This window comes from Vibrio taketomensis, from assembly GCF_009938165.1.
Taxonomy (GTDB): domain Bacteria; phylum Pseudomonadota; class Gammaproteobacteria; order Enterobacterales; family Vibrionaceae; genus Vibrio; species Vibrio taketomensis.
The window spans coordinates 1,671,066-1,683,380 of sequence record NZ_AP019649.1; the positions used below are offsets into that span (position 1 = coordinate 1,671,066).

Sequence of the window (12,315 nt, forward strand, 5' to 3'; positions counted from 1 at the left end):
GTAAACCTCAATAGGAAGAGTGGCTCAATTTGCCATCTCGGCCGTACATTATATACTCATCTAAAAGCGCAAAGCTAAAGCAATTTAATAATAAACAACGATTTGTCAGCAGCTTACAGAGGTTCAAGGAAGAATGAAAAAAGTACTCGTAATTGGTGCGTCAGGATATATTGGGTCTCAACTGCTGCATCCCCTATGCGATTTAGGTTACACCGTCACAGCAACAGCAAGACAACTCGAATATCTTCAAGCGAGGACACTACCTCACCCTAACCTCGAACTGGTGTATCTCGACTTAGCCGATCAACAAGCGACGCTGGATTTAATCCCTCAATTCGATATCGTGTTCTTCCTTGTGCACGGAATGGCGCACGGGCATGACTTCCTTGACTATGAAACATCGTTGGCAGAAAACGTAAAACTTGCTCTGCAAAACAGCCATGTTGAGCAGTTAATCTATCTAAGTGCCCTACAACCACAAGAAGGTCACTCCGAACACCTACAAGCAAGAAAGCTGACCGGAGACATATTGCGCCAGACTCATGTACCAATCACTGAGGTAAGAGCTGGCGTTATCATAGGCCCGGGCTCCGCTGCCTTTGAAATCATGTGTGACTTTGTCTATAACCTTCCTGTTTTGATTACCCCCAAATGGGTCGATTCCAAAGCCAATCCAATCGCACTGGAAAACCTCAATTACTACTTGTTGCAGTTAGCTGCGCAGCCAACCGGCAAAAATGAGTTATATGAAGTTGGTGGGCCAAATGTGCTCTCATATCGCGAACAATTCAAAACCATCTGCGATGCCACTTCACGTCCGTATCATCTCTATACCAGCAAATTGCTGACACCTCGCCTCGCCTCATACTGGCTTGGTATGGTGACGTCCGTCCCTTCTTCCATTGGGCGAGCGTTACTTGCCGGACTGGAACACGATTTCGTCGCCGACTCACAGCAGATCGCTCAGCGTTTTCCGCAAGATTTAATTGGTTATCAACAAATGGTTGAAACAAGCATCGCTCAGGAAGGTACATTTGTACGAAGTGAAGTGTGGGGATTTGACCCAACCGCACTAAAGCGCTGGCAAACTGGGTATGGTTACTACCCAAAACAAACGGGCGCCACGATTGAAACAGACTTGAGTGCCGAACAACTGTGGCAAGTAATCAAAACGCTTGGCAACCTCGACGACCCCTACTTCTTTGCTAACGTCTTATGGCGTACTCGTGAATGGCTTGATATTTTCTTTGGTGGGCAAAAGCCGCTGAGACGCACACCGGAAGGACCGGAGCTTAAAATTGGTGACTACATCGACTCTTGGAAAGTCATTCGATGTGAACCAAATCAGTTTCTATCACTACTTTTCGGCATGCAAGGTCCTGGATTGGGACGATTAGAGTTCTCGATTGCCGACTTGGGTGATAAACGCAGCTTAACCATTACTGCATGGTGGCACCCGCAGGGGTTTAAGGGCTTACTCTACTGGTTTGCCATGATGCCCGCTCATCTTTTTATATTCAAAGGTATGGTACGTGCAATCGTGCGCAAAGCGAAACACTTAATAAATCATTAATTATTAGCTTTTGCCTAATAATATTTTTGGTTTTACTCACCTACTCGATATGAATTATCTCTATAATCAGTTGTGTAGGATAGTTCTTATCCAGTTAATGTTGGCACAAGTGGAGAGATAAAATGACGAATTCAGTATTCAGCTCTGTAAAACAAATCGGCTATGGTGCAATGGGACTTGAGGGCTACTACGGAGAAAGTGATGACACCCAAGCAGTACAAACTCTGCTGCACGCTATCGAACAAGGGATGATGATTGATACCGCTGATGCTTATGGCGCAGGTCATAATGAAGATCTCATCAAACAAGCACTCACCAAAACCAATATGCCAGCATTTATTGCTACCAAATTCGGCATTGTGTTTGAGGAGGACCAAAACGGTAGTCAGCTTGATACAGGCTGGGGCTTTCCTCTGACTATCAATGGAACCAAAGAATATGTTACTCGTGCGATTGATAACAGCTTAGAGCGCTTAGGTGTTGAACAGATCGACCTTATCTATGCACACTATCTCGACCCTAATACTCCTCTTGAAGAAACCATCGCGGCCATGGCAGATGCGGTAAAAGCAGGGAAAGTAAAAGCGATTGGTCTTTCAAATGTCACTGCTGATCAGATCATTCGTGCCAATGCTATCCATCCAATCAGTGCTGTTCAATATGAATACTCTCTGTTTAGGCGTGAAGCTGAGCTGGATATTCTTCCTGCTATCAATCAAATTGGCGCAGCACTCGTTTGCTGGTCACCTCTTGGCGCAGGCTTCCTTACTGGACAAGTACAACAGTTGGATGCGAATGACTTTCGTAATAACAACCCTAAAATGCAGGGGGATAATTTCGCGAGCAATCTTGAGCGACTAGAAGCCATCAAAACCATCGCAGCAGAGTATGGCATTACACCTGCACAATTGGCATTGGCTTGGCTCGTTGCGCAAGGTGATAATATCATCCCCATTCCAGGTAGCCGAAAAACAGCGCGAATTGACGAAAACTTGCAAGCATTAGCGGTCAAGCTCAGCGACGACACATTGAAACAACTAGACGACATCGCTCCTATTGGCGCATTTAAAGGCGCAACGTTAGTCTAGTCATGCTTTTCGAGCATACCGTTAGGATTAAGATATCGCACTATTAACACCGGAATACCCTATGACCTCATCAACGAATCACACTATGAACGCCAAAGTCTGGAGCTTACTGATTCTGCTCTCCGTATTATGGGGTGGTTCGTTCTTTTTTGTTGGGGTTGCAGTACAAGAATTACCACCGCTAATTATTGTCACCTTGCGTGTTAGCCTTGCCGCTGCAACGCTTTGGATCATCGCACTGCTGCTTGGGCACCGCCCTCCGGTTAGTTCTAGCGCATGGTTAGCTTTCTTCGGTATGGGCTTACTGAATAACGTTATTCCCTTCTCACTTATCGTGTGGGGACAAACGCAAATTGCATCAGGCCTTGCTTCAATTATTAACGCCGCTACGCCTATCTTTGGTGTCATCGTCGCAGGGCTACTGCTTCCCGATGAAAAACCTACTCCGTTAAAATTAATCGGCGTGATCACGGGCTTTATTGGCGTAGTGGTAATGATTGGTCTGCCTGCTCTCAAGGGCGATTCCCCTCTTATCGCACAACTGGCAATTGTTGGCGCGAGTATCAGTTATGCATTTGCAAGTGTGTGGGGGCGACGCTTTAAAGCAATGAATATAAGCTTAATCATGCTTGCAGCTGGCCAAGTGACCGCTTCAAGTTTGGTGTTGCTTCCCATTGCACTTTACACGGCACCACAGGGGTTATGGACGAGTGTCAATCTGCATACCTGGAGTGCAATCATCGCCCTTGCGGTATTCTCAACTGCATTTGCCTATATGATTTACTTTAAGATTTTGGAATTGGCAGGGGCAACAAATGTACTGCTAGTCACACTATTAGTCCCTGTCTCTGCGATACTGCTTGGAGTAACCTTTTTAGGCGAATCATTCAAAGTAATTCATCTCATTGGAATGACTTTGATTGCTCTTGGCCTATCAGCGATTGATGGCCGAATTTGGCGACGAATTAAAAAGAATTGATGGAAAGAGCCTACCCGTTCTTCCCATTCGTTCTGCAAACCTATCTAAAATGGACGAGTCATCACCAAGGGGTGAACATTTTGAGTTTCGCAGTCTCGATATAAGTCCGCGTCAAGGTTTCGGTGAGTGGCTTGTGCTAAACCATAAATACCAAATCCCAAATTACTTTTAAAATAATCTTTCGCCACGTGGATATTGTTTTTAAACACTGGGTACATCACGACGTTGTGCCAATCATAATAGATATCCGTTACATACACAGATTCAAAACCTCGTGGTAGTTGAAACACTAGCGTCTGATTACATGGCGTGAACGTTCCTAAATGGTTGCCACCTGCATCGGTTGCTTTGACGGAGGTTACAGCGATAATTGCGCCCTCTTCAGCACTTCCTACAATATAACGTTGATCTTCGGTCATGCGATATTGAAGGGTAGAAAACCAATCTTCTTTAAAAACACCATCGTCAAGTGAACCACGGGATAACTTAATATCAAAAGACGGTGTCACATTACCAATCACAAAGTTAACCTTGGCTGGCTTTATTTGTGAGGATTCTGCTTGATGGGGCTCTTGATTAACGCAGCCACCAAGAACAATAAACATCGTTAAAATACTAAGAATCCTTGTCATTTTTCCTCCTTGAATACACGATCCTAACCTTCAACACTTTAACAAATTCGTCACCAATTGGTATAAATTGCATACTCAAGTGCGCGTTAGATGCCTGATTTAATAAAATGCGGGTCCATATTGCGTATCGCTGTGCTTATTATGAAATAAAGTGGCTACTACTTTAATTTATTTATACTCGCTGTAAGATTACGCTATGCTTGCAAGCAATTGATACCACAAAGACTTCGTATGCGAACCTCCGATCATAACCAGCACTTAGCTGAAACTATTTCCGCCATAAACTCCCCCCACTTCACATCGAAATTGATGCGTTATATCAGCGCTCTATTTCATTTTGACTGTGCGGTTATCGTTGGTTACCGAGAAGGTAAACACCCTATTCATCTTTATGATTCGATTGAAAACCAACGTGATTTACTCTTTCACCACTACCTAACTAGCTCGTTTCAAAACGACCCGTTTTATCAAAAACTGGTATCAGACCGAAAGCAAGGCGTCTTTACACTCAGAGAAGTCGTACGCCACAATCTCGACTATCAAGACTATTGTGATCAGTTCTATCGTCAAACTGGGTGGCAAGATGAGATCAGTTTATTAATTGAGGTAGCACCAGAGCGATGGGTCGTTATTTATCTTGGTGCGACCAGACAAGATAACCGCTTCAGCTCAGCTAAGATCTCGCAATTACGTCGATACTTCGAGGTAATTCAGTCACTTTGTCAGCAACATTGGAAACAAAGTGACTTTGCCTTAGCCCAACCTGTAAGCGATCGTCATCTTCACGCAACACAAATCCGTGCAGCGATAGAGCAAGCATTGGCTTCTTTGGGCAAAGAACTACTTACCAAGCGAGAACAGCAAGTCGCAGCCTTGATTGCACAAGGTTCTGATACTAAAGACATTGCATTGCAGCTAAAACTCACCGAAGGCACGGTTAAAAATCATCGAAAACGTATCTACTCGCGCCTGAACGTCGCATCTCTCAGTGAGTTCTTTCAGCTGTTTCTCAATCACCTGATCTTACAAGCAAAGTAAAAAACTATCCCTATAGGGATATGTCATAGATCTCCTTTTGCCTTTAGTCTGGAAAAACACTACTCAGCTAGGCAACATAATGACTTTACTTGATGACCTAAAAGCTCGTGGGCTGATTGCCCAAGCCAGCGATCTCGAACAACTGCAACAATTACTTTGTGAGCCGCAAACACTTTACTGCGGCTTCGACCCGACAGCCGGCAGTCTGCATATCGGTCACCTAGTACCACTGCTTATGCTGAAGCGCTTTCAAGATGCAGGCCACAACGCGATTGCTTTGATTGGCGGCGCGACAGGCATGATCGGGGATCCAAGTTTTAAAGCCACTGAGCGCAGTCTAAACTCACACGACACTGTTGCAGGTTGGGTTGCCGACCTCTCACATCAAATTCAGCAACTAATGGACCCGCAGCTTGAAAACCCACTTCATATCGTTAATAACGGCGATTGGATGCAGAACATCAATGTGATTGATTTCTTTCGCGATGTGGGTAAACACTTTTCAGTTAACACTATGATAAGCCGTGAGTCGGTAAAACAACGCTTGGCGCGCCCAGATCAAGGGATCTCTTTCACTGAATTTAGCTATGCCTTACTGCAGTCTTACGATTTCGCCGAGCTAAATCGCCAGTTCGGTTGCCGCCTGCAAATCGGTGGTAATGATCAATGGGGCAATATTGTCAGCGGTATTGACCTCACTCGCCGTCAAAATAGTGAACAAGTGTTTGGTTTGACGCTACCGCTCATTACCAAATCTGATGGCACCAAATTTGGTAAAACGGAAGGTGGCGCGGTATGGCTCGATGCAAACAAGACCTCACCTTACGCCTTTTACCAATTCTGGCTAGGCGCTGAAGATGCAGATGTTTATCACTTTTTGCGCTACTACACGTTCTTAAGCGTGGAAGAAATAGCTCAAATTGAAGCAGCAGATAAGCGCGCACAAGGTAAACCGAAAGCACAAGCAATCTTAGCAGAACAGATGACTCGATTTGTACATGGTGAGGAAGGATTACTCAGCGCTCAGCGTATTACTCAAGCACTGTTTAGTGGCAACGTACAACAACTAAATCTCACCGAGCTCAGACAGTTAGAGTTAGATGGATTACCTTGCGTACATTCAGCGAAAAATGACTTAGTTGAGTTGTTAATTGAATCTGGACTAGCAAACTCAAAACGTATTGCACGTGAACTGGTCGCAAATAACGCGATTAGCGTAAATGGTGAAAAAGCAACAGACGATAACCCAGAGCTCAATTTTGCTCTGTTCGATCAATACTGGTTGCTACAACGTGGCAAAAAACACTTCTGCCTAGTGAAACGCGTCTCTAATTAAACATTAACAGGCAAGCGCAATAAAGTGTGCGCTTGCCTTTCATCCATTTACTTATCGACAACTGGTTTTAGCATACACGACCGTATTGGAAAGTCGTCCATTAGGTAATCTTCGCTCATTAACAAGACTCGCCTCTAAGCGATATCCACATCGCTCAGCAACAGCGCGACTTTTGGCATTGGCTTCAGCAATTCGTATTTCAATCCGTTTGGCATTGTGGGTATCAAATGCGTATTGCTCTACTAACTTAATTGCCTCTGAAATATACCCTAAGCCAACGCAATCGCTACGAAGCCAATAACCTATTTCGAAAAATGGTACGCTTAAATCACGAATCATTAGCCCTATCACACCCACTAATCGCTCGCTTTGCTTATCTATAATCGAGTAACGAAGTTCGTTTTCAAACTGCACAAAATTCGCAATTGCCTGTTTCGTGGCTTGCTTGGAATCGTCATCACTTAAAGCATGGGGGACCCAAGGTAAGAACTCAGACAGTTCCATTTGACTGAATTGAATAGCATCCAGCATCTCTGGTTGAAGTTCCATTGATGGTGGAACGAGCTTAATTCGATTAGATTCCATATCCTACTCCATTAAGGATAACCGCATGAAAAATGATACTTTTTACCATCCACTTTGCGCGAGTCACTCTCCTCATGCAACTCTCTTTACTGCCATTTGCGAACTAAAACTATTTGTAATATTACGATGCTATTAATTTATTTCTCACAAATCTTTATGCTCTACTTTCGCCAACTTATCACAGCGATTAACCATCAAAATTCGCCATCTGTTCCGAGTCATTACTCTTTACTTGGACTTAGCGATAGAGTTTCAAAACGGACAGAAAGAGACTGAATCTTATCGTTATCAGCGAGAGCGACAACTTGATCATTAAATTTGACTGAGGTGTGCGCGGGATAACCGATTACCACTTTATATGCTTTCCCTTGGTAAACGTTCAGCGAAACATACGAGCCATCAAGATATAACCCTTGCAGAATGGTATCGTTTGTCGCCAAGTCTTTGATAAAAACATAACAATCGCCACTAAATTTGAGTTTCAACGATGAATATTGTTCTCCGTTAACCAAACTGAACCCGAGCACCCACCTAATACCATGATTAATAAAGCAAGTATTAAAGATTTCATCCAGTATATCCTGTTTAGATCTAACCCAAATCATATACATAATTTGTTTACTAAGCCAGTAAACCATAGCAACACTAACTACGCTATTGGCAAAAGAATAGCACCACGAAAAAATAGGTGATTATTTTTTATCTCTCTTCGAATCGCCACATCGATAAATCAGTGGAAGACAAAATAACTACCCAAAGTAGACTAAATAAAATGCTAATTAAATCTCGGTGCACTACGGTTTGCCCAGAATAGATAGCAATAAAACCAAACGTAGGAATCGCAGTAAAGAGTGACATAAACGCCCATGCACTAGGCTGAATGAAGTAATTAATGCACCAATTAATGGCTCAAATCAACATCCGATAAGATGGTTCGAAACTGCATGTTAGATTAGACATTTTTCTACCTCTTAATTCGGTATAGCCATAATCACCAATACAATTATCGAATATAGATAATAGCTAAGATTTAGTTAAGCTGACTTTGTATGCGCATCAATTTAATTCGTTACTCCACATATCTGTCGTCACCTGAATTGAACGAACAAGTTGCCAATATTCTTTCCATTCTTCACTTTTCTATCGCAACAAGATCATACTCGAAAGTCAAATATAATCTGAGAGTTAATAAAATAGTTTTTCCGTACCAATAAACGTCATTACACCCACGATGTTAGTTTGATTATCTATTTGGCCGTATAGCGTGGTTCTCAAAGCTGGATTACCATTTATGATTGTTCTTCGCCACAGTTTTATAACGATACGAACTCGAAAACGTTGTTTATAATCGTTTTCAAGATAGAACTTTAAAATTGTTTCGCCCGAAGATAGAAGCTCTGATGCGAAGTGACGCGAGCATAACTAATATCTTCCCATTCAGTAAAATATTGTACAAAACCGGGAGATTTCCGGAAAATCCACCCAACCAATGTATCCACCAGGTACGTTTGAAGGCTCCACACCCTCACTACGCTGCAATTGTGCAAAACTAGGCGTTAAGCGGATAGCTTTATCAAATGTAACGAATTGACCACTTAAACTACCTTTCGTAGTGTTAGCACTATGCAAATAATAAAGAACAAGAGATAACGAGTAACACTTTCAGATAATGCATAAATACTTCCTTGTTTAGCTTCACTTACATTTACTTCAACACTCTTTCAAATTATGGCATCGGTTATTTGCTCAAAAACATCCTAATAAAGGTCAAAATACGCAGCGCTAATGGATAGGTTCAACCCCAAAAATGTCTATTTTTGAACTACTTTGCAATATTGGATCGAGCATTCCCTCTCTATTCGTCACATTGGTGATATCACACTTTCACTCCTACACTTCTTTTAACTAACACCACAAGGAATGCAATATGATTCAACAAGGTCAAACTCTGCCTGAAGCGACTCTTAATGAGCTAACTCACGACGGAATGGAGAGCCATCAAGTCAAACAACTGTTTGCTAACAAGCGAGTGATATTATTTGCCGTACCAGGTGCATTCACGCCAACTTGTTCAGAAGCGCATTTACCCGGTTATGTCGTTTTAGCAGATCAAATCAAAGCAAAAGGCATCGATATTATTGCGTGTGTTGCGGTAAACGATGCCTTTGTAATGCAGGCGTGGGGAGAAGCGCAAAATGCTTCAGAGATCATGATGCTCGGTGATGGAGACGCTAGCTTCACTAAAGCTCTCGGACTAGAAATGGATACCGCCAACTTCGGTGGCATTCGCTCGCAGCGCTATTCAATGCTAATAGAAAATGGCGTAGTGACCATGCTCAATGTCGAAGAAGGCAGTCAATTTGCTGTAAGTAACGCAGAAACCATGTTAGCGGCGCTTTAATCACAGTCACCTTAACAACAAACACAACAAAGAGCTTCGATAATCAATCAAAGCTCTTTTTAATCACACCACGTTTAAACCGCACCTTGCCTGTTACTTTACTTATTGGTTCAGTAATGTCGGCCAGTTTTTGTCCGCACTGACGATATTGCCTTGTATGTCTTGCTGCCAAGTCTGTTGCACTGACTTGCTATAGTTGAGGTAGAGCTTACCATCGACAATGTTCCACGCATTAGGATCTATTTTGGCGGTATAACCTTTACTCACAGCCCAAGCACAATAGCCGCCATATTGAGGTGCGTACTGCTCAGGGTTACGGGCGAATTTGTCGAGATTCTGCTGCGAAGAAAAGTACCACTTCGCGTCGTTCCATTCATAGATATAATCACTGTCTCCTTTGATGGCATCACTCTGAGTAAAATACGCAACCGGATCATAACCACGAATTGCTTTACCAAAAAAGTCGCTGTACACGGGTTCAACGGCAAACGCAAAGCCAGTAAAACCAATCCATATCGCGGCAGTCACCAATAATTTTGTAATCCAATTCATCGTGGAACTCCTCTTCTATATTGAGTATAGAAAGGAAACAGCAGGAAAAAATTTCATTAAAAAACGGCTCAATAGAGCCGCTTGCAATTCAAAAAAGTTCCATTATCTCACTCAACACTTCAATGTCACAGGCAATGAAACCACCGTTTTTGCTTGCTTTCTTCGCTATGCTTAAGTGCTTGTGGCATTTGTTCAAAAGCAAAACTTACCGGTTCTTCAACTTTTAGCTGGTCGGAAACGATGTTTGTCATCAGTGTTTCGCCATTTTGCATCAATGTCTGCCAATCTTCGTTGTCACCAAAATCATACAACGCCCCAGCGCAATCTCATGGTAAGAGATGGTGCGAGTAAATGCAGGGTCAATGGGTGTCGATATTCTGCCAAGTATTGAGATAATGTGGCCGTTCGCTTTGAGTAAAGGAACTAAAGAGGCAGCACTCTGCTCGCCCACAGCATCAAATATCGCCATGTAGCCATGAGGTAACTCTGACTGAGTACGATAAACGTGATGAATTCCATCGACTGAGCTTGTTCAGAACTCAAACTGGCCGATAAAGCATCAACTTGAAAACCAGCCGCGACCAATATCTGGCACAAGATTTTGTTTACCGCCCCCAGTCCTGCAATCAAGACTCTGCGGTTGCTGTTATGTGGAATTTTCTCAAATGCTTGCCATGCGGTTAACATTGGACATGGAAGCGCTGCAGCTAGTTCAAAAGACATGCCGTCTGGAATCATCATGACACGCTCAGGGTAAAGCGGTGTCATTTCTGCAAAACTACCATGACGCTTTAATGCACCATGATAAGCGACTCGTCGACCAACAAGCTTAGGATCAACATTCGCACCGACTTGAATAATTTCGCCAGCCCCATCAACCCCAGGAACATGGCCTTCTTCCCAATTCAGAGGGTTTGCATGAATAAACTTCCAATCAACCGGGTTAATACCAATCGCTTTATTCGCAACTAAGATTTGGTTTTCACCTAATGTTGGTCGTTCTACCTGATTAAGTTCAAGTGTGTTTGAGCTTGGTTGGTATCCCCATACACGATACTGAGTCATCTTATTTCCTTTTGCACTTTACACGCATACTTTGCGTCAGTTTACCAAGAGTTCGACAAGGCAATTTATAACAATAAAAACAAATCACTTTTGCTAAAATTGCAAAAATAATGCTTACCCATCTACAACTGCAACCTCGGCTGAATAAAATCAATAAACGCTGAAATCCGCTTAGCAACTGAAGAAGATTTGTAATATACCGCGTTAACTTGTTCTCTATCGGTATTCTTGAGCTTTTCGCTTTCCAATATAGAGATTAAACGCCCATCATCGATATCGTTCTTGACCATAAATCCAGATAAACAGGCGATACCATTTCCGGCTAACACGAGCTGCCTCACCGCCTCTCCATTACTACAAACTAAAGATGGTGTAATTCCCTCAAAGCCCTTCAGCGGCCATTGATTGAGAACTTTGGGAGACGAAAAACCAAGGGTGTCATGATTTAGCAAATCACCGGCGGTTTGAGGAAAACCCCGACGAGCTAAATACTCCGGCGTCGCAACAATATACAACAGGCTCCGCCCTAGCGGTCTCGCATGTAATGAAGAGTCGCCGAGTTTGCCAATACGAATGGCCAGATCGGTTTTCTTTTCCAACAAGTCAACGAAGCCCTCATTGGATGTCAGCTCCAATTCAATTTCAGGATACTCTTGGTTAAATGCGTGGATTAATGGCACCAATTGGTGAAAGACAAACGGGCTAGCAGCATCCACTCTTAAACGCCCTTTCGGTAGTTCTCCGCGAGTAATGATCTCTTCTTCTGCCTGTTGGATTTTAAGCAAACCCACTCTGACCGAATTAACAAACTCCCGTCCTTCTACGGTCAGTTCAATTCTTCGCGTGGTGCGATTCAGTATGGTCACGTCCAATTGCTGCTCCACTTTGCTCACTGCACGTGATACTCGAGCAACTTGAATATCCAATGCTTCTGCGGCGGCAGAAAAGCCACCACTGTCGACTACCGTGAGTAAAATCTCTAAATCGTCAGAACGGGTTCTCATCTTCTATTCCATACCAATTATCTCTACATTTAAATTTACCTACATTTTCTACAAAGATCATT

General features: G+C 43.1%; 13 protein-coding genes. 6 read left to right on the forward strand and 7 right to left on the reverse strand.

The window, feature by feature from the left end; translation table 11 throughout:
• The first annotated feature begins 133 nt into the window (after window positions 1–133).
• The 3 genes from Vt282_RS07655 to Vt282_RS07665 all read left to right on the forward strand — a co-directional run bounded on the left by Vt282_RS07655 (window position 134) and on the right by Vt282_RS07665 (window position 3,640).
• Window positions 134–1,573, forward strand: a complete 1,440-nt coding sequence (locus Vt282_RS07655) for a DUF2867 domain-containing protein (protein ID WP_162063035.1) — start codon at window positions 134–136, stop codon at window positions 1,571–1,573.
• Window positions 1,574–1,695: 122 nt separating this feature from the next.
• Window positions 1,696–2,661 carry an aldo/keto reductase gene (locus Vt282_RS07660; protein ID WP_162063036.1) on the forward strand — a complete coding sequence of 322 codons (966 nt, stop codon included), beginning with the start codon at window positions 1,696–1,698 and terminating at the stop codon, window positions 2,659–2,661.
• Between the two features lie 85 nt (window positions 2,662–2,746).
• On the forward strand, window positions 2,747–3,640 hold the full coding sequence (locus Vt282_RS07665; RefSeq protein ID WP_332057922.1) for a DMT family transporter: 894 nt from the start codon (window positions 2,747–2,749) through the stop codon (window positions 3,638–3,640).
• A 44-nt stretch (window positions 3,641–3,684) separates the two neighbouring features.
• Here the strand turns inward: Vt282_RS07665 and Vt282_RS07670 are convergent, their stop codons facing one another.
• Window positions 3,685–4,272 (reverse strand): hypothetical protein, encoded by a 588-nt coding sequence (locus Vt282_RS07670; protein WP_162063038.1) that lies wholly within the window; start codon window positions 4,270–4,272, stop codon window positions 3,685–3,687.
• Window positions 4,273–4,503: 231 nt separating this feature from the next.
• Here Vt282_RS07670 and Vt282_RS07675 point away from each other — a divergent pair, with 231 nt between their 5' ends.
• Both Vt282_RS07675 and tyrS read left to right on the forward strand, forming a co-directional pair.
• Entirely contained in the window at window positions 4,504–5,310 is an 807-nt protein-coding gene (locus tag Vt282_RS07675) for a helix-turn-helix transcriptional regulator (RefSeq protein ID WP_232055032.1), read from the forward strand.
• Between the two features lie 79 nt (window positions 5,311–5,389).
• The gene (gene tyrS / locus Vt282_RS07680) at window positions 5,390–6,646 is read left to right on the forward strand and encodes a tyrosine--tRNA ligase (protein WP_162063040.1); all 1,257 of its coding nucleotides are present in this window, start codon (window positions 5,390–5,392) and stop codon (window positions 6,644–6,646) included.
• 51 nt (window positions 6,647–6,697) lie between these two features.
• Here the strand turns inward: tyrS and Vt282_RS07685 are convergent, their stop codons facing one another.
• Window positions 6,698–7,231 (reverse strand): GNAT family N-acetyltransferase, encoded by a 534-nt coding sequence (locus Vt282_RS07685; RefSeq protein ID WP_162063041.1) that lies wholly within the window; start codon window positions 7,229–7,231, stop codon window positions 6,698–6,700.
• A gap of 221 nt (window positions 7,232–7,452) precedes the next feature.
• Window positions 7,453–7,716: a DUF4115 domain-containing protein gene (locus Vt282_RS07690; RefSeq protein ID WP_162063042.1), complete on the reverse strand. Its 264-nt coding sequence runs from the start codon at window positions 7,714–7,716 to the stop codon at window positions 7,453–7,455.
• 1,442 nt (window positions 7,717–9,158) lie between these two features.
• Here Vt282_RS07690 and Vt282_RS07695 point away from each other — a divergent pair.
• Window positions 9,159–9,632, forward strand: a complete 474-nt coding sequence (locus Vt282_RS07695; protein ID WP_162063043.1) for a peroxiredoxin — start codon at window positions 9,159–9,161, stop codon at window positions 9,630–9,632.
• A gap of 102 nt (window positions 9,633–9,734) precedes the next feature.
• Here Vt282_RS07695 and Vt282_RS07700 read toward each other — a convergent pair whose 3' ends face one another.
• From Vt282_RS07700 to Vt282_RS07710, 4 genes are all read right to left on the reverse strand, one after another.
• A complete protein-coding gene (locus tag Vt282_RS07700) occupies window positions 9,735–10,184 on the reverse strand; it encodes a YHS domain-containing (seleno)protein (RefSeq protein ID WP_162063044.1) in 450 nt (149 codons plus the stop codon).
• Between the two features lie 125 nt (window positions 10,185–10,309).
• Window positions 10,310–10,495 carry a hypothetical protein gene (locus tag Vt282_RS20615; RefSeq protein WP_232055033.1) on the reverse strand — a complete coding sequence of 62 codons (186 nt, stop codon included), beginning with the start codon at window positions 10,493–10,495 and terminating at the stop codon, window positions 10,310–10,312.
• Window positions 10,496–10,607: 112 nt separating this feature from the next.
• Complete coding sequence (locus Vt282_RS07705; protein WP_232055034.1) at window positions 10,608–11,249, reverse strand: alcohol dehydrogenase catalytic domain-containing protein; 642 nt, start codon at window positions 11,247–11,249, stop codon at window positions 10,608–10,610.
• 122 nt (window positions 11,250–11,371) lie between these two features.
• Window positions 11,372–12,253: a LysR family transcriptional regulator gene (locus tag Vt282_RS07710; RefSeq protein ID WP_162063045.1), complete on the reverse strand. Its 882-nt coding sequence runs from the start codon at window positions 12,251–12,253 to the stop codon at window positions 11,372–11,374.
• Between the last annotated feature and the right edge of the window lie 62 nt (window positions 12,254–12,315).